This window comes from Cupriavidus sp. 01L415 (assembly GCF_056400065.1).
This window is the reverse complement of the sequence record NZ_JBFTSP010000007.1, coordinates 105,892-127,057: the sequence shown is the minus strand read 5'-3', so window position 1 is coordinate 127,057 and position 21,166 is coordinate 105,892. Positions and strand designations below refer to the sequence as shown.

Here is a 21,166-nt window from a genome sequence, read left to right as displayed (position 1 = left end):
GCGTCAGGTAGCTTGCTTTTCGATCGATGCGGGGCCCCGAACGTATCGATCGATGTCAACCGCGTCCATTTGCTCTTCATGCATGAATCGTTGCCCGTATTGCATGTAGACCCCGGATTTCAGGAAGAGCTCGAAGAGCTCCGGATCGATTTGCTGCTGTGCCGCGGCGCGCGACATGATACCGATCGATTCCGACAAGGTCTTCGCTTTCTTGTAGGGACGGTCCGCGGCCGTCAGCGCCTCGAAGATATCCGCGATGGCCATCATTCTGGCAAGCGGACTCATTTCCTCGCGGCGCAATTGCCGTGGATAGCCGGTGCCATTCATCTTTTCGTGATGATTGCCCGCGATCTCCGGCACCTGGCGCAAGTGCTTGGGGAACGGCAAACGCGACAGCATGATTTGCGTCTGCACGATGTGGTCTTCAATCTCGAAGCGCTCCTCCTCGCAAAGCGTGCCTCTTCCGACCATCAGGTTATGCAGTTCGCCCCGGTGATATCGGTAAGTGGGCGCCTCACGCCTGAAGCCCCAGGGATTGTCGGGGGCGATGGCTTCGCGCGCCGTGCGCCCGACAAGGTGCTCTGGCTTGTCCGCGAGCAGCGGTTCCTGCACGGGCAGCGCGACTGGCGCCGATTTCGTCTTGCGCGCCAGTTCCTCCTGCGAGAGGCCGAGGCGATCATCGAGCGTCCGGGCCCAACTGCGCGCGGCGATCCGGTGCAGGCGCTCCCTCCGCGCTGCATCCATCGACTCCCCGCCCTGGTTGCATGCGGCCACGAAGGCAAACTCATCGTCCAGCTCCCGCTGCTCCCGCTCAAGCCGCGCCGTGGCGATGGCAGCGTCCTCCCCCGCGATCACGCTGCGCAGGCAACGGATCTCCGCTTCGCGCTTCAGGACTTCGAAGCGCATGCGTACCTCGTGAATCCTGTCGCAGAGGGTTTCGAGCTTGGTGCCCTTGTCGATGATGTACTCGGGGGTGGTGACCTTGCCGCAATCGTGCAGCCAGGCTGCAACGTGCAGCGCCTCCCAGTCGGTTGTGGCCATGGAAAACGACTGATAGGGACCGTCCCTGGCGTCGCATGCCGCCTGCGCCAGCATCTTGACCAGTTCCGGCACGCGCGAGCAGTGGCCCGCGGTGTGAGGGCTCTTTGCGTCGATGGCATCGCCCAGCAGGCGGATGAACGCATCAAACAACGCGCGTTGCGCGCTGGCAAGTTCCCGCACTTCGATCGCCCCTGCGAAAAGGGTGGACAAGGTGCCGACGAAAGCCAGTTGCGCCGCGTCGATCGGCGTCTCGCGCAAGACAAGCATGAGCCCCTGGAGCTCATGTTGCGGGTTCACAAGCGGAATGGCGACAGCGTGGCTGGTCTTGCCCACCGCCAGCGCACCGAGTCCGGCGGCGTCGAGTTCGTCCCCGGTCAGGGCACCGCATTGCGGGTGAGTCTGGCCGGCCGTACTGCGGATCAGCGGCAGGGCCCGATCCAGCGGCATCCGGGGCAGGTCCCCGGCGATATCGCTGCCATGGCGATCCTGCGCGGCGGCCACGACGAGGTCGTCGCCGTCCATCAGGAAGAAGAGGCCAGCCTTGCCCTCGGCTTCATCCAGCGTCTTCCTCAACAGCACGGGCAGGAGTTGCTCGAGGCGGCCCTCGGCGGCAATCGCCTGCACGATGATCAGGAAGTGCCGGATCGTCTTGCGCATCTGTTCGGTGGCGTTGGCCAGCGCGACGACCTCCCGGATGCGGGTTCGCACCGACAACGGCTGATCGAAATCGAAATTGCGAATGCCTGCCAGCCCTTCGGCCAATGTTCCCAGTGGCTTCGCGATGCGGCGAGCCGCCAGCCAGAGCCATGGCATCGACAGCAGCACGATACCGATCGTCAGCGCCATGCCGGTCAACGCCTGGCGCCTTGCGCCCGCCAGCAATTCATTCTCGGGAATCGCGGACAACAGATAGACAGGCTTGCCTGGTGCGACCGATATCATGTTCGTCGTGGTGTACCACCTTTCCCCGCCCACCGTCAGCGTTGTGCCGCCGGGCAACGGCGCATCGGGCGAAATGGTCGACGCCAGCGCGGTGAGCACGGGTACGCCATAGTCGGCTGGCGCCGCGAGAAGATCCGTCCGGAAGGTATCGGGTGCGTTGAAGGAATCGGGCAGCCTGCTATCGATACCCAGCACCTTGCCGCTGTGATCGAGCAAGGCAAGCATCGTGGTCGCGGTCGCCTTCTTCTTTGCGAGCATGAGGCCGAGGGTCTCGAGGCCGAAATCGCCACCCACCACGGCTTTCTGGTCGGGCGTACGGAATGCGAAGGTGACGCCGGCGTTCTGATCGGTGAAGAACACGTACGGATCGGTGCGCACCAATGCATTCGATCCAATTGCGGCCTGGTACCAGCCTCGCTGTCGCGGGTCGAATCGACGAGCGAAATCCGCGTCGTCGACTGTCCCGATACTGGCAAGTTCGGCATCCAGGTAATTGAGACGTCCGATCGGCACGGGACCGTCCCGCTCAACATTGCGGACCACGTATGCCGCATTGGCGGGGGCGCGGAAGACAGCGCGGTCCGCGTCGGTTCTGAGCGGTCTCACGTAGAAGAAGGCGCCATCGGCATAACCGACATACAGCGCCTGCAGTACCGGGGCACTCTCCAGCGCTTCTCGCGCCAGGGCAAGGCGGGCCATCCGTTGCTGAAGGTTTTGCGCGGTGGCGAGGGAACTGTAGCGGACCAGCTTGACGGCAGTCTGCGCGGGAGCCAGGAGCTCCTCGACCTCATCGAACATTTCCTCGCCAATACGCCGCGTGGCATCGGCGGTGGCGGTTTCCAGGGCTTCCTTGGTGACCAGATAGTTCACACCGCATGTCAGCGCGCCCACCATGAGGATGATCGAACCAAACAACATCCACAAATGCACATGGAGCGGAATACCCTTCTTCGATGGCATATGACCCTCCTGGCGGCATTCCACGCAATGGCGGGGTTGGCATTGCGCCGCAACGCTCAAGAATCGAATGGGTTCGCCATGGCGTCAAGTGATTCATGCTGCGACGGCCATCGACATTTTGATTCGTCTGATTCACTTCCTATAGTTATTAGGCGGGCTCTCAGTCCGCACGCGACGCACCTTTCCGAAGTATCGATCGAATCACACGTCGACTCGGCGGAGCCGTGCGCGTGAGCCCTCCCGACAGGTAGCGAGCCATGAACACGCATGGAACGGACAACGTCTTCGCTGGCTCCATTCCGGAGCTGTACGACACATCGCTGGTCCCGTTGATCTTCGAGCCGTACGCGGCCGACCTCGCGGGACGGGCCGCTTCGCTTGCGCCGAAACAGGTGCTGGAGATTGCCGCGGGGACCGGCGTGGTGACGCGGATGCTGGCGCGCGCCTTGCCCGACGGCACCGCCATCGTGGCAACCGACCTCAATCCGCCGATGCTGGATCGCGCCAAGGCCGTGGGCACGTCCCGGCCGGTGACGTGGCAGCAGGCGGACGCGCAACAACTGCCGTTCGGCGATGCGCGCTTCGACCTAGTGATCTGCCAGTTCGGCGCGATGTTCTTTCCCGATAAGCCGAAGGCCTTTGCCGAAGCGCGCCGCGTGCTGATGCCGGGCGGCACACTGCTGTTCAATGTGTGGGATCGCATCGAGGACAACGCCTTCGCGCACACGGTGACGCTCACGCTGGCCCACCTATTTCCCGACCATCCGCCGGCGTTCCTGGCACGCACGCCGCATGGCTATCACGACCGGGCGACCGTCGAAGCCGATCTGCGGGCTGGCGGCTTCTCAGGCCCCATTGCCTGCTCGACGGTGACCGCGGAGAGTCGCGCGGCCTCGGCCAGCGTGGCGGCCGTGGCCTACTGCCAGGGGACCCCGCTCCGCGCCGAACTGGAGGCCCTCGGCCCCGACGCCTTGTCCCGTGCCACGATCGCCTGCACGGACGCATTGGCCGCGCAATTTGGAAGCGGACCGGTCAGCGCCCAGATCCAGGCGCATGTTTTCAGCGTCAAGGCTTGAGGGCTCTTCTCTTGCAGTCGTGGCGCGTAAGAACGGCGTCCAGCGCCACGCTGCATTGCCGCGATACGCGGTCGGCGCCGGGGCGCCCTATTCCGCGCGGATCTTTGCTTCCGCCACGATCTTGGCGGCGCGCGCCATGTCATCTTTCTCAAAGCGGGCGAAGTCTTCCGGCGTGCCGGGCGAGAGCAGGTAGCCCTGCTCGGCCAGCCTGCCGCGCAGGTCCGAGGCCAGCGCCTTGTTGACTTCGGCGTTGAGACGCTTTGTTACTTCCGGCGGCAGCTTGGCCGGGCCCCACAGCCCGTACCACGAATAGAACTCATAGCCTGGCACCGTCTCGCCCACGGTCGGCACGTCAGGCATGGACGGCAGTCTTTCCTTGGAGGTCACCGCGACCACCCGCACCATGCCGCTCTTGTGATACGTCAGCGCGCCGAGCACCGGATCGATAAAGCCATCGATGGCACCGCCGATCAGGTCCTGGTAGGCGGGCGCCGAGCCCTTGTAAGGCACCACGAGGTAATCGATCTTGCCGGCCCGCTTGAGCAGTTCCGTCGACAGATGCCCGGCGGAAGCCTGGGAGCCGATCGCGAACGTCATCTTGCCGGGATGCGCCTGGGCGTAGGCAATCAGCTCCTTGATGTTCTTGATGGGAAGATTCTTGTTGACGGACACGGCCAGCGGGCCCTTGCCGACCAGCGCGATCGGCGCGAAATCCCGCGTCACGTCGTAGGGCGACGACTTCAGCGTCATCGGTGTGGTGGTGAAGGTGGAGGCGCTGAACAGCAGCGTGTAGCCGTCGGCGGCACCCTTGGCCACCGCATCGGCGCCGATGATGCCCTGTCCGCCGGGCCGGTTGTCGACGATAAAGCTCTGCCCGGTCTGCTCGGACAGCTTTTGCGCCAGCATGCGGCCGACGGTATCGGTCGGACCGCCGGGCGGGAACGGAATGATGACGCGGACGGCTTTGCTGGGATAAGCCTGCGCATGGGCCACGGCGGCGGCGCATAGCAGCAGCGCGCCCACGGCACAGCGATAGATGCGTTGGAACAGCATGGTTGTTGTCTCCTGTCTCGACTGCAGGTTCGCCCCTGCCGGAGCGATGCTTCGTTGAGTGCGGACGGTGGCTTATGGTTTTGTAGGTGACTCCCCCCTCCCTACGGGCAAGGCGGGAGTCCGCACCGTCGTCAAGCAGAACGTCTTTGGCTCACCCTCAGGGCTGCGCCAGCGCCTCCATCTCCGCGTAGAGATCGGCCTTGCCCTCGAAGCCGATACCCGGCAGCTCCGGCATGGTGATATGCCCGTCGATCACCTTCACGCCATCGGGAAAGCCGCCGTAGGGCTGGAACAGATCGGGGTAGCTCTCGTTGCCGCCCAGACCGAGGCCAGCGGCGATATTGAGAGACATCTGATGGCCACCGTGCGGAATGCAGCGGCTCGGCGACCAGCCGAAGGTGTTCAGCACCTCCAGCGTGCGCTCGTACTCGACGAGCCCGTAGGACAGCGCGCAGTCGAACTGCAGGTAGTCGCGATCGGGGCGCATCGCGCCGTAGCGGATCAGGTTGCGGGCGTCCTGGTGGCTGAACAGGTTCTCGCCCGTGGCCATGGCGCCGGGGTAGTACTCGGCCAGCGTGGCCTGCAGGTGGTAGTCGAGCGGATCGCCGGCCTCCTCGTACCAGAACAGCGGGTAGTCGCGCAGCATTTTGGCGTAGGCGATGGCGGTATCCAGGTCGAAGCGGCCATTGGCATCCACCGCAAGCTGCGCATCGGCGCCGATCTCTTGCAAGACGGCCTCGATACGCGCGCTGTCCTCTTCCAGGCTGGCGCCGCCGATCTTCATCTTGACCACGTTATAGCCGCGATTCAGGTAGGAACGCATCTCGGCGCGCAGCGCGGACAGGTCCTTGCCCGGATAGTAGTAGCCGCCGGCCGCGTACACGAACACGCGCGGGTTGGCGCGGACGCCATGGCGCTCGGCCAGCAACTGGAACAGCGGCTTGCCTGCGATCTTGGCCACCGCGTCCCATACGGCCATGTCGATGGTGCCGACGGCCACCGAGCGCTCGCCATGGCCGCCCGGCTTTTCGTTGGACATGGTGGCGGCCCACACGCGATGCGGGTCGAGGTTGGTGCCGGCGTCATCCAGCAGCGAGGCCGGATCGGCCGTCAGGATCCGCTGTGCGAAGCGCTCGCGGATCAGGCCGCCCTGCCCGTAGCGGCCGTTCGAGTTGAAGCCGTAGCCGATCACGCGCTTGCCGTCGCGGAAGGCGTCGGTCACCACGGCGACGAGGCTGCTCGTCATTTTCGAGAAATCGATATAGGCATTGCGGATTGGCGACGAAATCGGCTTCGTCACTTCGCGGATGTCGATGATGCGGACGGACATGGCTTGGTCTCCAGTGTCTTGGGTAGTTTGATAGTTGGTAGTCGGTATTCGGTATTCGGTATCGCGGTCGGACGTTTCCTACAGTGACCCGCCACCGCAGATCACGATCTGCTGGCCGGTGATCGCGCCCGCATCCGGGCCGAGCAGGTAGCTCACCAGCGCGGCCACTTCGTCAGGCCGGATAAACCGCCCGATGGGGGGCGTGCGCGGCGGCGTGCCCTGGCGGCCGGGATCGTTCAGCATGGGGGTCTCGGTAGCGCCCGGCGCCACCACATTGACGGTGATGCCGCGCGGCGCCAGCTCTGCCGCCCAGGAGCGCGCCATGCCTGCCAGCGCGGCCTTGGTCGCGGCGTACTGGCTGCGCCCCGGGGCTCCCGCCGCCGTGCGGCTGCCAATCAGCACGATGCGCGCGCCATCCGGCAGCGTCGGCATCAGCGCATTGGCCAGCACGGCGGCAGCCCCCACGTGAATGCGCCACATGCCTTCGCCGTCTTCCGCCTTCAGCTCGCCAAGCACCGCCGTGCGCATATAGCCGGCGGCATGGACGATGGCGTCGACCCGCGGCAAGGCGGCCACGGCGGCGGCAAGCTTCGGCGCATCGGTCAGGTCGACTTCGATCGCGTGAAAGCTCTCGGTGCTGGCTGCCGGCGCGCGGTCAAGAGCGGTCACCCGCCAGCCCGCAGACAGCAGCCGCCGGGCGATGGCGGCGCCGATGCCGGAGCTGGCGCCGGTGACGACGGCATGCTTCGTCTCGTCTTGCATGGATTGGCTCATCGATTGGCCCATCAGAAGCCCCTGTGGAATGCATTGCTGGCGGCCCGGCCCCCGCGCGCTCGCTTTGCGGCCGCTGTGTGCCCGCTGCGTGCCCACTATGCGGCGGGATGCCGGACCGGTGCCAGATCAGGCTGCGGCTTTCTGGGTGATACCAGCGTGTTCCAGCGCGGCCTTGATGGCGGCCAGTTCCGCGGCCGAAGGCGCGTGGGTCGGCGGGCGCACGGTGCCATCGCGCAGAATGCCGGCCAGCGCCATGGCGGCCTTCATGCGGCCGTGCGCTTCGCCCGTGGGTTCGCCGGCGCCGTACACCGCGTCCTTGAGCGGATTGATCAGGGCTTGCACGCGCATGGCCTCATGCAGGTCACCGGCCTTGACCGCCTTGAGCAAGTCGTTGATCAGGCCGGGAATCAGCGAGGCAAAGCCGACCAGCGCGCCGTCGAGCCCCTGCACCAGCGACGCGAGCAGATATTCGTCGTGGCAGGTCATCAGCACCTTGGTGGGGTCGGCGGCGCGGATCTCCTTGATGTCGCGCGCGTACTTGTTCATCTCGCGCTCGCCCATCTTGAAGGCCTTCACATACGGCAGCTTCGCCAGTTCCGCGAGCAACTCGGACGAGTAGGAGCCGCGCGTCCAGGCGGGGTAGATATGCACCACCAGCGGCAGCCCGCTGGCCTTGCCGATGGCGTTGAAGTAGTCGAGGCAGTGTTCCGGCTTGAAGCCGAAGCGCAGCCAGTGATGCGGCGGCATGATATCGAGTCCGGCGGCGCCCGCTTCCTTGGCCCAGCCGGATTGTTCCACGGCGTCGTTGATGCCTTCGCACACCACCGACGAGATCACCGGGCAGATGCCCCTGGTGGCATCGGCGGTGATGCGAGTCACCTCGGCGCGTTCGCGCGGCGTCAGCGAGAAGACCTCGCCGGTATGGCCATTTGTCATCAGCGCGGTCACGCCCTCCTGCCCGCCCAGCCATTTGGCGAAGCGACGCAACTCGGGCTCGTTGATGCTGTAGTCCGCGTTGAAGGGGACTGCGATGGCGGGAATGATGCCGCGGAAGTTGATATCAGACACGTGCGTCTCCTGGTAAGGCTTGCGCTAACGGCGCATTACGGTGGTGGTCAAAGTGGGAGGAATGAATCCTCCGGAGGGTTGCAACGCACGGGCCAGTTCGGTAGCGGCATGCACTACCGCCGGGGCCGTGGTCGATTCGAAATCTTCAAGCGAGGTGTTCATCGCGGGGGCCGCCACGGAGAGGCCCGCAACCGGCACGCCATCCACATCCAGCACCGGCGCGGCGACCACGTAGAGCCCCGATACGGTTTCCTGGTCCGACAGCGCGTAGCCCTTGGCGCGCACGATCTTCAGCCGCTCGAGAATGGTGTCGAGATCGGTCAGCGTGTGGTCGGTCAGCTTCTGCCGGGGCTGGGCCTCCAGCACGCGGGCCTGCATGTCCTCGGGCAGCCAGGCCAGGAGGGCATAGCCGACGGCCGTGGAATACGCCGGCACCCGGCTGCCGATGCGGATATCGACGCCGAGCCGCGTCAGTCCGGCCTGGATACGCTCCGCGTAAAGCACGTCCGGGCCATCCAGCACGCCGATGGACGCGGCTTCGTTGATCTCCCCGACCAGCGCGCGCAGGATCGGCCTGGCCCGCGTGCGCAGGTCGGCATGAGCGATGGCGTCGAAGCCCAGCTTCAGCACCTTCAGCGAGAGACGGAACAGCCGCGTGTCCGGCACGCGCTGCACATAGCCGATATCCACCAGCGTGTTGAGAAAGCGGAACGCGGTAGCGTTGTCTAGCCCCGAGCGACGCGCCACTTCCGCCATCGTGAGTTCCGGCTCCTGGGCCGAGAACGCTTCGAGAATGCGGAAGCCCTTCGCCAGCGACTGCACCGTGTTCTTGGATGCGTCGCCCGCGCTGCTTGCCTTCGATGCGGAACGGACTGTGTTCTCGGTCGCCATGTCAATCTCCCCTGTGAGTTCAGCTGGTTCGGTTCGAACCCGGATCGAGTTCGGATTACGAATTTTAATTCGCCGCTCTGACAGAGGAAAGTCCTCGCTCAAGTCTGGTCGGTAGGCTTCGGCATCGCTGCCGGAATCCGCTAAATTCGGAATGCGAATTTTTATTCGCAATGCTGGGCGAGAAAAACGCCGGATGCCGGCGCCCTCCTTCCTTCCCCGCGTTACAACCCTTCAAACACCTTAGAATTTATTCGGATTGCGAACTTATATTCGCGATATGAAAACAGTGTAGACCTCGATTCCGCAGGGGAGCAAGCCCGTTTTTCTTGGGGTTTACACCAGAGCCGCCGCTCTGGTGTCACGCTCAGTGACCTACCAACCGTAGAAGCGCGGCCAGGTTTGAACCGCGCCGTCGTCGCGGACTGCCTGATATTCAGGATGCTGCGCGCCGGTCGCGCAAGCGTGGTTCGGAAGAATCCGCAAGCGGGTGCCAATCGGGAAGGTCCTCGCGATGGCCAGGTCTGGCTTGCCGTTGCGGGACACGATGCCGTGTTCCTGGTTCGCGCCGCTGACGACATAGTCGCCAATGACCTCGCCGTTCTCCGTGCAAACCTGGCCGTAGCCAAAGTCATGCTGCTGACGCTGCGTGCCACGATCACGGCTCATCGCCATCCAGCCCGCGTCAACAATGGCCCAGCCCTTCTCTTCCTGGTGGCCAATGACGGTTGTCAGCACGGATAGTGCGATGTCTGACGTATCGCACACGCCCACGTTATGCATGACGAGATCGAAAAAGACATACACACCGGCCCTGACTTCGGTCACACCCTCAAGATGCTCCGCGGATAGTGCCGTCGGCGTGGACCCTATACTGACGATATCGCAAGGCAGACCTGCGGCGCGCAGGCGTTCGGCAGCCCTGACCGACCCGCTGCGCTCCTGCTCCGCGACCCGGACGAGCGCTTCGCGCGTGTTGTACTCATAGCTCGAGCCCGCGTGCGCAAGTACACCGCCCAGTTTCATCCCACCGTCCACGAGCGCGCGACCCACTGCGATCAGCGCATCGCCCTCGGGCGGAATGCCGGAGCGGTGTCCGTCCACGTCGACTTCGATCGAGACTTCGAATCGCTCGCCATGCTCGCGTCCGAAGGTTGCGATAGCCTCTGCGGTCTGTACGCTGTCGGCAACGATCTTGAGGTCACAACCTTTCCGACGCAGCGCGAGGGCCTGACCCAGCTTGGTCGGCGCCATGCCGACCGCGTAGACGATATCCCGGATGCCGCTGTCGAAAAACTGCTCCGCCTCTTTCAAGGTCGACACCGTGATTCCCTGCGCGCCCGCTGCAACCTGGGCGTCAACCACCTGTTTGCACTTCGTCGTCTTGACATGCGGCCGGAACTTGACGCCAAGGCGGTTCAGATGATCTTGCATCCGCTGGATGTTGCGGTTCATCCGGCCAATGTCGATCAGTGCGGCGGGCGTGTTCAGGGTTTCGATGGTCACGGTACGGGCCTCTTGCTTTGGGGGCGATATGGCATGCGCTATCGCATGTGCCCCAACTATAGAATCGCGATTGCCCTGCGTGCTTAACGTCAGACTAATGGAGCATTAACGCCGATTTAACGGCGCCGGCATGGGGAAAGCGCACCAGTTCAACGTCATCGACGCCAGGGCGGCGGGGAAAGCGCCTTTCGCGCTGCGTCCAGGAACGCGCGTTGCCGAATGGAAACGCCAGTACGTGACGGCAAGAGCGCCATGACTGGGGCGGCGGGCAAGCTCCAGTCCGGAAGCAGGCGGACAAGTTTCCCGGAGGCGATCCATGGCGCGACATCCCATTCGGACCGCTCGACGATGCCCAGCCCCGCCAGTGCCCAATCGGAAATAATCGTGCCGTCGTTGGATGAAAGGATGCCGGAGACGCGGATGGTGACAGCCTTTCGCGCGTCGCCGCCTTCGGCATTGCCTTGATGAAAGCGCCATCGCGTCACGTCCTCATCGTTCTCCTTCAGGCAGAGACAGGGAAAGCGCGTCAGGTCGGACGGATGGTCGAGGTTTTTCAGCCGACGGGCATAGGCAGCACTCGCACACAAGATCCGATCATTGGGCGCCAGCGGATGCGCTATCCACGACGACGATTTCAGCTTGCCGATCGTCACCACCACGTCCGCGCCCGACGCGTCTGCGAGAGGACTCTCCGACAGGTAAAGCGAGATCTCGAGGTTGGCATGCGCGCGATGAAACTCCCGTACGATGGGCGCAACATACTTTCTGCCAAAGCCGAACGGCGCAACGACCCGGAGCTTTCCCCGCAGCTCGCCCTGGTTCCCCGAAATAAACGAAGGCAAGGCTTCCATTCGCTCGAGGATTTCCATGGTTTCCTGATGCAGCCGCTGGCCCTCGTCCGTCAATGAGATTCCTCTCGACTGTCGAACTGCCAGCCGCACGCCGAGGCGCTCCTCGATGCGTTGAAGGCGAATTGTGACGGCGGGAGGCGTCAGATCAAGTCGTTGCGCGGCGGCTGCAAGCGAGGGGGCAGCACCTATCGCACGAATGAGTCGCAGATCATCGAGGCTAAGCATTAAGGTTTGATTACCGCTGATGGCATGCGGCATTAAAACCGAGTTTCGGCTGCCAGGCTACAACCGGTTGATTTTGACCTGGCGCCGACGTGCACTCGACATTCCCGGTCGACCTCATCGGGAAAAAAGGAAGCGGCACGTATGCCGCCGCCCGTCACTTCGTATTTGCAGGCGTGGCCGGCGATGCGGCGCCCTCTCTCTCCGCACCGTAGGTCTTCACGAGGTAATCGACAATTGCCGGGATGTCCTCATCCTTGAGCGGTGCGCCAAATGGCTTCTTCATCTTCTTGACCGTCGCCTCCCAATAAGCTCGGGAAGACGACGTTGGCTGCGTGGCAACGTATTGTGCGGAATGGCACGTCATGCAATTCTGCAAGGCCAGGTTGTATCCGGGCAGACTGCTAGGGTTGTAGCTCGCGGTTTCTTGCGGAAGCTTGATCTCGAGCGCCATCGCCGTCGTTGTCACGGAAACTGCGACGAGCGTCACGACGGCAAGCATGGATTTTTTGATCTTCATGGTCGGCTCCGCCATTCACCTGACGACAACGCTGGTGGACTCCACAACGTTCCGCATATATCCAGCGGGATTCCAGTTCGCTGTCAGAGGCTGCGTCTCGCCCGATCTGTTCTTCGCACGAACGCGAAGGTCATAGACGCCCTTCCTGACGGGGCGGAACTTCACGCTCCACTCACGGAATGAGTACCGGCCCAGATCCTTGCCCAGGGTCGCTGGCTGCCACGTTGCGCCCCCATCATCCGAAAACGCCACTTCCGAAATGCCCTGGCCGCCGTCGAACGCAATCCCCTTCACTGTCACATCCCGGCCTGCCGCGATCACACTGTTGTTCATGTGGCTGGTAATGAAAGAGCGAACATTGAAGCGACCAATCGGCACGGTGCTGGTCGGGGTGGTTCCGGGGGGCACGCACGCGCAGTCATTGTCCGGAATCCGATATGCGGGGTTCATCCAGAAGCCCTCGAAGGGGCGGTCCAGCACCTCGATGTGGGACAGATGTTTGACCCAGTACGTCCCATAGTGCCCGGGAACGACCAGTCGCAGCGGGTAGCCGTTCAGGAAGGGCAAATCCTTGCCGTTCATGGCCCAGGCCAGCATGACCTCGCCGTCCAGCGCGTGGTCCATCGTCAATGCCTTGACGAAGTCCGGTCCGGTCTCCAGCGGCGACCGATCCAATCCGTCAAAGCTCACCTGGACCGCACCCGGCTTGACGCCGGCGCGCTCCAGCACAACGCGAAGTGGAATCCCGGTCCAACGTGCGTTTCCCATTGCGCCGTTGCCAAGCTGGCCGCCATTGACGCGCGGCGAGAAGAAGCCTCGGCTATTGCCGGAACACTGATTGACGGCCACAACCTCCACGGCATCGCCGAGCTGTCGCAACGCCTGGAGCGAAAGATCCAGCGGTTTCGAGACGTGTCCATCGATCTTGAGCCGATACGTCGCGGGGTCGATCGATGTGGGTATGCCACTCCAGTGATAACGCACGAAGAAAGCATCGTTCGGCGTGATCACGTTCTCGCCGAACACCTCGAAGGGCGTCTCGAGCTGGGGTGGTCGATTCGTCAGCAGGATCAGCGGCCGCTTCTGAGGAAACGCCACCAGCTCGCGGTGCCCATTTTCGAAAGGCATTTCCCTGGTGCGCGTGGCACCCAGCGCGTTCGGCGCCGCCATAAGGCCCAGTGAGGCTTGCAAAGCCAACGCCGCGCCACCCGTCAGTACCCGGCGACGGTTGTGGTCGACATCCGCGATCGTGTCAGTCTTGTCCATCGTGTCTCCCCTCGCGTGGCAGATCTCGAATCCGTCGCCACACCCTTATTAATAGCCGCTCAGGCTAGAGGAACCAAGTCATCACGTACAACAGATGATTTCGCTATCCGTAACCTGAAAAGTCGATCATCAGCTCGTCCCATATCGATGTGCCCGGCGAAAGGTCCTGTCAATGCATCATCAGGCCTCGAAACAGCACAGAAATGCCACTGGCGCAGAGGAAAATCAGCAGCGCGCGACGCACGGCGTCGGAAGAGAATCTTCGACGCAGGCGAGAGCCTATCGCCAGGCCAATGAGGCTGAATGGCATCGCGATTGCGGCGCTGCGCAACAAATCCCCTTGCTGCAGGAGCCCGCTGCTTGCAAACGCCGCCAGACGCGCCAGCGCACTGACAAGGATGACAGCCGCGATGGTCGATCGAAACTGGTCGATGTGCGGCAGTCGTCTGGATAGATACATCGTGTAGATGGGCCCACCCGTTCCGAACAGCGCACTGAAGACGCCGCCCACGACGCCCGCAGGTACCGACCACCCTTTCGCTGCAGGCTCCGCTCGCGCTGTGGAGACAATGAGCGCCCGGCCCGTCATCACCAATACAAACAACCCGAGCCCGACCAGCAGCCAACGTGACTCGATCCTCGCCAGCACCGTCGTGCCCAGCACCACGCCGACCATCATGAACGGAATCAGGCGCAACAGTTCCGGGCGGGAAACCGAGCTCCAGTTGCGCAGGCCGACCATGGTGGTCGTCACGAGATCGAGCAACAGCAGCATCGGCACCACGAACTGCAGTGGGATGAATTGCACCAGGATTGGCACAGCAACCATCGCCGCACCGAAACCGGTGAGTCCGAATACCGTGTAGGCCCCGGCAACGGTAGCCCCTAGTACTGCATAGTGTTCAGTCCCCATCGCTTGTCGGTCGCATTGTTGTGAGCGCTATTGCATCCTGATTCCCGCACGCCTGGCGACGGTAGTTCCACCGCCAGGTCGGCGCCCGGAGCCATCCTCCGCGCATGTCCCGCAGGCGCCTTTGTGTTCCGACTAGTTGGCGGAAATCTTCCGTTTCGCCACCAGCAGCTTCCAGCGGCCGGACTCCTGGGCAATTTCCTCAGGGAGGCGGCCCGTTGGCGTCAGTGTCCTGGTCATGCCTTGCGCGGCCAGATAGCGCTGCATACCCGGCTCCGCAGTCGCCTTCTCAAGGTCGGCATACATCCTCGCCGTCAGTTCTTTCGGCGTACCGGCCGGGGCCATCAGCGCGAACCAGCCATAGAACGTGAAGCCCTGCAGGCCAGCCTCGGCGACGGTCGGCACATCGGGCAGCAGCGTCGACCGCTCCTTGCCCGTCACTGCCAGCGCGCGAATACGACCGCCCTTGAGCAGCGGCGAGATGGCATTGATGTTGCCCACCGTCATATCGACCGTTCCCGCCATCAGATCGGCATAGGCGGGGCCTTCACCCTTGTACGGCACGTGCACGACCTCTATGCCGGCGGCTTCGGCGAAGGCCTCGCTGGCGATATGTACCTGACTGCCATTGCCTGCCGACGCGAAGGACAACTTGCCAGGATTGGCCTTTGCATAGCTGACGAGTTCGGCCACCGTCTTTGCCGGGACTTTCGCGTTGACCGTCACCACCATCGGACCACTGGCGATCTTGCTGATCATCTCGAAGCTTTCAGCGGAGTACGGAAGCTTCTGGTAGATGAACGGGTTGACCGTGAACATGCTGCCCGAAGCAAGCAATAGCGTGTAGCCGTCGGGTGTCGCCTTGGCAACGGCTTCGGCGCCCACGGCACCGCCGGCACCGGGCCGGTTATCCACGACGACGGGCTGCTTCCAATGCTTCCCGAGTTCGACGGCCACCGCGCGCGCCAGCAGATCGGTCGCACCGCCCGCCGCGAACGGCACCACCAGGCGTATCGGCTTGCCCGGCCATTCCTGCGCCTGGGCGGGCACCATGTATAGCGGTGCGATCGCGAACGCAAACATCGCCACCGCCGTCGAGGTGCGGTAGCGCGGAGCATCTGCGTCCCTGCACAGCTCCTTCACAATGGGATGCTGGCGCTTCCGGCGCAGCCATTGCCGCCCCGATTGCTGCACCCCCTCAAGCCAGTCTCCGATGGCCTTTCGCGTGCCCTGTGATTTCATCGTTGTCTCCTTTGTGGTGCCGCCATGATTCGCGGCTATTGTGTGCGCTGCTGCTTCTTGTTTTTATGGATCCTAGTTTCTGGTTCTATCGAACGGAAATGGGATATTGCATTCACCGTAATCGATAAAACTTGTTATCGCGTACTGCAAGAAAACATGCGCCCCGGTCTTCCGAATGGAAGACATCATTCCCGATCAGCGCGCGGAAAAACATGGCGATTCCGGACAGCGCCCGCATCGATCGCGAGACCGTCGCGCAGCGCCGCGCCGCCACCGTCGTCACCCCTTGCCCACCAGCTTCGGGCGGCCGTCGTCCGGTGCGCTCGCAGGTGTCGTGACAGCCGTCAGCGCCTCCAGCAGCAACCTCGACAAATGGGCGCGGGGGTTGTCACGCGGCACCAGGATCCCGAGTCGACGCATCAGAGGCGGCGAACCGAACGGGATGGTGCGAATGGAGGTCGGGAACTCGTTCTCGACGCCACGGGCGGGCACCACCGAGGATCCGAGACCATTGGCCACCATGGCAATGACGCCTTCGAGCGTATCGATCTCCATGGTGGACCGGACGGCGATCTGTCGTCGCACCATTTCCTCCTGGACCAGCAACCCGACCCGCGCCGTGCGGTTGAATCGCACGTAGGGCGTGGTTTCCAGGACACCCTTGTCGGAATCTCCTCGCGTGGTGGCATGCGTGATCACCACGAACTCTTCGTTGAAGAAAGGCATGAACTGAAGGTCGAGCCGGGGAATCTCCGGCTCGGTGACGACGGCAACATCGAGCTGTCGCCGGTACACGGCCCGTTCGAGATCGTGCGTGAGACCCGTGGTCACGTGAACGTCGATGCGGTGTCCCTGCTGGTGGAGACGCTTCAAGGCAAGGGGCAACACCCCCGAGACGCACGTGTGGACCGATCCGAGCTTGAGCACACCCCCGGCCGCTTCGCGCTTGAGCGCCGCGCTCATGCTCTCCCAATGCGTCAGCAGGTCCCGGGCGCGATTCGTGAACGCGAGTCCTGCGTCTGTCAGTACCGGCGGCCGGCGGCTGCGATCGAAGATCGTCATGCCCAGTTCTTCTTCGAGCGCGCGCATTTGCATGCTGACGGCCGAGACCGTCAGCCCGATTGCGTTGCCTGCCTCGGCGAAGCTACCTCGATCCGCAATGGCTACCAGTGTGTAAAGCGTCTTGACATCCATGTCTGACCCTTTGATGGGGGATTCAGCCCGCCAGATAGCGGGCCGCGCCGCCATATTGCCGCATCGGCATGCGCACGAGCCTAGAGACCCAGCAAGCGACGCGCGTTGCCGCCCATCACCTTCTCCATGTTCTCGGGACGGATCGGCAACGTCTCGAACCACTGCTTGTAGTCTCGTACCGGACAAAACGGGAACGAGCTGGCGTACAGCATCCGGTCGGCCAGGAAGGAATCCGCGGCTTTCACGTATTCCTCCCAGCCCGGCATCCGCGAGAAATACATGTCCGGCGAGAGGTACATGTTGGGGCGGCGGAACGCGATATGAAGGATCTCGGTCACCCAGGGCCAGCCGCCATGCACGACGACGACCTTCAGCTTCGGGAAATCCGTCAGGACACGATCGGTGCGTATGGGATCGGAATAGCTCAGATCCGGCCCGGCTGTTCCGCCCACCATCATGATCACGGGTACGTCCAGATCTTCGCAGTGCGCGTAGATCGGGTACAGGCGACGATCGTCCGCATACATCGGAATCGGGTAGGACCCCGGTTCGATATTGATGGCCTTGAAGCCGCTGGCGACTGCATCCGAAATGGTCTTGCACGCCGCCACGCGGTTCGTCGGATCGATCGATGCGGCACCGATGAAGCGTCCCGGGTAGTCCCGCACGATCCGCGCCACGTCTTCGTTCGACACGCTACCCAGCGTGCCGGCGAGCCGTCCGACCACGACGCCCTTGTCGACGCCGGCTTCATCCATCTCCTTCATCAGCAGGTCCATCGATTGCTGCTGCGCGGCCGGGGAAGGTTCGAAGCCGACCGTTCGGGTAAAGCCGTCGCGACGCTCGCCGGCCGAGTACATCAACGTATCGAGAAAGCCCCCGACCGGCGGGCGGAGTCTGAAATCAATAATCATGTCCTGCTCCTGGCTGGTTTTTCGCGGCAATGGCCTTACATCACCTCGTTCTTGCGGTCGTCTGTCTCGCCGTATCGATGCAGAGCGGGAGGCTTGAGGCCCGCGTAGAGCTTCTCGATTCCGGCGTTGATGACCTCGGCGTGCTGCGTAAACAGCGAATTGCCTTCCAGGTCGCTCTCGACGATAAACGGGCCGAAGTTTTCGACCTCGAACATCCACATCGCCTGCGCGATGCCGAGTTCATCCAGCCAGAACACGTCTTTCACCTGCTTGATGCCCCGGCCGAGCAGCGCGCCCGTGCCATAGCCAACGGTCGTCAGATAGATCGCACCACCGGGCGCAAGCACCCGCTTGTAGTCATCGGCAGGCATGCCGCCCTTGCCGATGAAGATGCGGCACGCGGTTTTCTCCATCCACTTTGGAATCCATTTGGAGAACCGGAAGCTCGCTGTCGCGGTGACCGCGCCGACGTTGTAGCTGCCATCCGCATTGGGCGCCGCCGCCGGCGAGCAGTGGAAATTGACGTTGCTGAGTCCACGCAACTCCACCGGCGGCTCCAGGCCCTCGTCGAGCACCTTCTTGTAGATGCCTTCCCGGGCGGTATAGATCAAGCCCGTCAGATAGACGGCCGATCCCAGCTCAAGCTTCGCGATGTCTTCCGTGGTGGCAGGCAGGTTGATGTGGAAGACCTTCAGTTCATCGTCTTGCGGGCTTACCATTCGACCGTCTCCCTGCGCAGATAAGGGGTGAACCACTGGGGGTCCGTGCGATATTCGATATTGCCGTCGGCGTGGATGCGGGCCGTGGCGCGTCGCGACGACAGGCAGAACGTGTGAAGGCTGATCGGCATCCCGCCCGTGTGGGTGTGGCCCACCTCGATATGGCAGTCCACCACCATCGATGAGCCGACGAAGCCCATCGCACCCATGCCGATGGAATTGCCCAGCTTCATGAGTTCGAGTTCAAGCTCGGCGATCTTCGGGTCGGGATTGCGATCGCCGACCACGCGCAGACACGCCGCCTGCTTGCCAAGCTGCATGCACGTATCCTTCGAGCCGCCCAAGCCGATGCCGACGATGGCGGGCTGACAGGCCAGTCCGCGCTTGCCGAAGGCAATCAGGGTGTCCAGCACGAAGCGCTTGATACCGTCGATCCCGTCACCCGGGAACAGCATCCGGTAATCGGTGCCGAACAAACCACCCTTGTGCACCGTCGTAATGTCGACCCAGTCGGCCTCCGGTTCGAATGACCATTCGATCTCGGGCGCATTGATGCCGACGTTGTTGTTGTTGTCGGTGCGCCAGAGCGGATGCACGCGGTTCGGACGCAGCGGAACCGCCAGCGTGGCGTCGGCCGTGGCCTTGCGCAGCGCGCGCTCGACGGCAACGAACCCACGCTGCACCGAGGCGTTGTTGCCAACCTTGACGTAGTAGCGCGGCAAGCCGGTGTCGGCGCACATGGGACGGCGGTCCTGGTCGGCGGCTTCCCAGTTGTCCTGCATCGCATGGATGACGAAGCGCGGCAGCTTGCCGGTCTCGGTCTTCTGCAACGCCTGGATGCCTTGTTTGTAGTCCTTGGGGATCTCGATCGCGGCGCGCTTCATGATCTCGAACGCGGCTTCCTCGACCCGATCGATGGAGATGGTCATCGTAGCGGTCCTCTATGCAGCAATTTTTGGGGGTTGGCCGGCCTCGCCGGCAATCAGTGACGTGCCCGGCTTGACGATGTCGAACTTCACCGGAACCATCTCCAGGCGAATATCGTCGCCGTCCGCGGTCACGCGGGTGTAGCGGCTGCTGTGCAGATCACCGGGCTCCGGAAAGTCTTCGCGAAAATGCGCGCCCCGGCTGTTCTCGCGTGCCAGTGCGGAAACGGTGATCACGCGCGAGATGTCCACCAGGCTCTGCAGATTGAGCCAGTCGTGCCAGGTGACGTTGTATCGGCGGTCGCCATCGGGAACGCCCATGGCCAGCAGTGCGGCATTGTGCGAGGCCACCGAATCGAGACCCCGGCGCATTGCCTGCTCGTTGCGCAGGACGCCAACGTCGTCCCACATCGTTTGCGCCAGCGCATCGCGCAATTCGTGGATGGCACCGGGCGTCTTCGAGAAGGGATATTCGGCACGATCGATCCCGCTCATGATGACGCGCTTGTCCGGCTCCTTCCAGTGCTGCACGCCGGCCACATACGCGGCCATCGAATCGCCGGCGATGCCGCCGAACACGGTCGAATTCGCCACGCCGTTGCCACCGAGTCGATTGGCGCCGTGCACGCCACCGCAGTCCTCGCCGGCGGCAAACAGGCCGGGCGAAGCCGTGCTGCAATCCACATTGAACTCCACGCCGCCCATCAGGTAGTGAGCGGTGGGTACCACCTCCACGCGCCCGCCAGCCAGATCGAAACCGCAGTCCTTGCAACGGTTGACCATCCCCGGGAACGTCTTGGCTACCTTCTCGGGCCCGAGGTGGCTCATCTGGATATAGATGCCACCCATCGGACCGGTTCGGCCGGCACGCATCTCGGCATAGATGCCACGGCTGACGACGTCCCGCGTCGCACGCTCGCCGCGCGCGTCGTAGTTCGTCATGAAGCGGTCGCCATTGCCATTGATCAGCCAGCCGCCGGCACCGCGCAGGCCTTCTTCGAGCACCGTACCGGTCATGCGCGTATCGGGGCCACCGAGCAGGCCGGTGGGGTGGAACTGCACCATCTCCATGTCGCGCAGGCTCAGGCCATAGCGCATCGCCATCGCCAGACCGTCGCAGGTCTTGTCACCGGAAGGCGTGTGGTAACGGTACATGGTCGGGCCGGCACCGGTGGCCAGCAGCACCGCCTTGGCCTGAACGAAGCGATAGGTGCCACGGCGCATGTCGATGAACAGCACGCCAGAGATGCCCGATCCATCCGCCGCCGGAATCAGCTCGATGGCTCGATGCTCTTCCAGCTCTTCCACATCAAGGGCCCGCACCTGTTCCATCAGACGGTTGATGATCTCGATGCCGGTCAGGTCCGCCTTGTGCACCGTGCGGTCAAAGCTCTGCCCCGCGAACGCCTTCTGGTGCAGCGTGCCGTCGGGGTTGCGATCAAAGAAGCAGCCGATCTCGTTTTCAAGTTCACGCACGCGCTCGATCGCGCCTTCGACGAGCCGCCAGGCCAGGTCCTGGCGCGGCAGCCACTTGCCGCCCTCGATGGTGTCCATGAAATGACGTTCGACCGAATCGCCGGTGGACAGCGCCACGTTGTAGCCGCCCTGGACCATCCGGGTACAGCCGCACTTGCCGAGCAAGCCCTTGACCGCCACGGATACCTTGAGCGCGGGATTCGCCTTCTTGGCATGCAGTGCAGCGAAGAGCCCCGCCCCGCCCGTGCCAAGAATCAGGATGTCCGTCTTGTGGTTCTCGATTTGCAT

General features: G+C 63.4%; 18 protein-coding genes. 1 reads left to right on the top strand and 17 read right to left on the bottom strand.

All coding sequences use genetic code 11. From position 1 onward, the window contains the following. Positions 1-3: 3 nt before the first annotated feature. Positions 4-2,943, bottom strand: a complete 2,940-nt coding sequence (locus AC1DOX_RS14565; RefSeq protein WP_477101419.1) for an HD domain-containing phosphohydrolase — start codon at positions 2,941-2,943, stop codon at positions 4-6. A gap of 257 nt (positions 2,944-3,200) precedes the next feature. Between AC1DOX_RS14565 and AC1DOX_RS14560 the strand changes: the two genes are divergently transcribed. Further along, positions 3,201-4,019, top strand: a complete 819-nt coding sequence (locus AC1DOX_RS14560; protein ID WP_441617136.1) for a class I SAM-dependent methyltransferase — start codon at positions 3,201-3,203, stop codon at positions 4,017-4,019. Positions 4,020-4,106: 87 nt separating this feature from the next. On the opposite strand, the gene AC1DOX_RS14555 is transcribed toward AC1DOX_RS14560, so the two are convergent. From AC1DOX_RS14555 to AC1DOX_RS14480, 16 genes are all read right to left on the bottom strand, one after another. Then, positions 4,107-5,072, bottom strand: coding sequence for a Bug family tripartite tricarboxylate transporter substrate binding protein (locus tag AC1DOX_RS14555; RefSeq protein ID WP_441617134.1), 966 nt, complete (start codon positions 5,070-5,072; stop codon positions 4,107-4,109). 157 nt (positions 5,073-5,229) lie between these two features. Next, positions 5,230-6,402: a mandelate racemase/muconate lactonizing enzyme family protein gene (locus AC1DOX_RS14550; RefSeq protein WP_477101418.1), complete on the bottom strand. Its 1,173-nt coding sequence runs from the start codon at positions 6,400-6,402 to the stop codon at positions 5,230-5,232. Between the two features lie 78 nt (positions 6,403-6,480). Further along, complete coding sequence (locus tag AC1DOX_RS14545) at positions 6,481-7,164, bottom strand: SDR family NAD(P)-dependent oxidoreductase (RefSeq protein ID WP_441617130.1); 684 nt, start codon at positions 7,162-7,164, stop codon at positions 6,481-6,483. Positions 7,165-7,302: 138 nt separating this feature from the next. Next, positions 7,303-8,244, bottom strand: coding sequence for a dihydrodipicolinate synthase family protein (locus tag AC1DOX_RS14540; protein ID WP_441617128.1), 942 nt, complete (start codon positions 8,242-8,244; stop codon positions 7,303-7,305). Between the two features lie 24 nt (positions 8,245-8,268). Continuing rightward, positions 8,269-9,135, bottom strand: coding sequence for an IclR family transcriptional regulator (locus AC1DOX_RS14535; protein WP_441617126.1), 867 nt, complete (start codon positions 9,133-9,135; stop codon positions 8,269-8,271). A gap of 372 nt (positions 9,136-9,507) precedes the next feature. Further along, a complete protein-coding gene (locus tag AC1DOX_RS14530) occupies positions 9,508-10,638 on the bottom strand; it encodes a DSD1 family PLP-dependent enzyme (protein WP_441617124.1) in 1,131 nt (376 codons plus the stop codon). A gap of 155 nt (positions 10,639-10,793) precedes the next feature. Next, positions 10,794-11,714, bottom strand: coding sequence for a LysR family transcriptional regulator (locus AC1DOX_RS14525; protein ID WP_441617252.1), 921 nt, complete (start codon positions 11,712-11,714; stop codon positions 10,794-10,796). Positions 11,715-11,868: 154 nt separating this feature from the next. Then, positions 11,869-12,231 (bottom strand): SorB family sulfite dehydrogenase c-type cytochrome subunit, encoded by a 363-nt coding sequence (gene sorB / locus AC1DOX_RS14520; protein WP_441617122.1) that lies wholly within the window; start codon positions 12,229-12,231, stop codon positions 11,869-11,871. A 15-nt stretch (positions 12,232-12,246) separates the two neighbouring features. Continuing rightward, complete coding sequence (gene sorA / locus AC1DOX_RS14515; RefSeq protein WP_441617120.1) at positions 12,247-13,497, bottom strand: SorA family sulfite dehydrogenase catalytic subunit; 1,251 nt, start codon at positions 13,495-13,497, stop codon at positions 12,247-12,249. Positions 13,498-13,666: 169 nt separating this feature from the next. Next, on the bottom strand, positions 13,667-14,410 hold the full coding sequence (locus AC1DOX_RS14510) for a sulfite exporter TauE/SafE family protein (protein ID WP_441617118.1): 744 nt from the start codon (positions 14,408-14,410) through the stop codon (positions 13,667-13,669). 132 nt (positions 14,411-14,542) lie between these two features. After that, the gene (locus AC1DOX_RS14505) at positions 14,543-15,649 is read right to left on the bottom strand and encodes a Bug family tripartite tricarboxylate transporter substrate binding protein (RefSeq protein WP_441617117.1); all 1,107 of its coding nucleotides are present in this window, start codon (positions 15,647-15,649) and stop codon (positions 14,543-14,545) included. 279 nt (positions 15,650-15,928) lie between these two features. Next, complete coding sequence (locus AC1DOX_RS14500) at positions 15,929-16,843, bottom strand: LysR family transcriptional regulator (protein ID WP_441617115.1); 915 nt, start codon at positions 16,841-16,843, stop codon at positions 15,929-15,931. An 80-nt stretch (positions 16,844-16,923) separates the two neighbouring features. Continuing rightward, positions 16,924-17,757 carry an amidohydrolase family protein gene (locus AC1DOX_RS14495; protein ID WP_441617113.1) on the bottom strand — a complete coding sequence of 278 codons (834 nt, stop codon included), beginning with the start codon at positions 17,755-17,757 and terminating at the stop codon, positions 16,924-16,926. A gap of 35 nt (positions 17,758-17,792) precedes the next feature. Next, the gene (locus tag AC1DOX_RS14490) at positions 17,793-18,476 is read right to left on the bottom strand and encodes a fumarate hydratase C-terminal domain-containing protein (protein ID WP_477112450.1); all 684 of its coding nucleotides are present in this window, start codon (positions 18,474-18,476) and stop codon (positions 17,793-17,795) included. Beyond that, positions 18,470-19,405 (bottom strand): fumarate hydratase, encoded by a 936-nt coding sequence (locus AC1DOX_RS14485; protein ID WP_441617109.1) that lies wholly within the window; start codon positions 19,403-19,405, stop codon positions 18,470-18,472. Before AC1DOX_RS14485 ends, AC1DOX_RS14490 begins: the two co-directional genes overlap by 7 nt. A 12-nt stretch (positions 19,406-19,417) precedes the next feature. Further along, entirely contained in the window at positions 19,418-21,166 is a 1,749-nt protein-coding gene (locus AC1DOX_RS14480) for an L-aspartate oxidase (RefSeq protein ID WP_441617107.1), read from the bottom strand.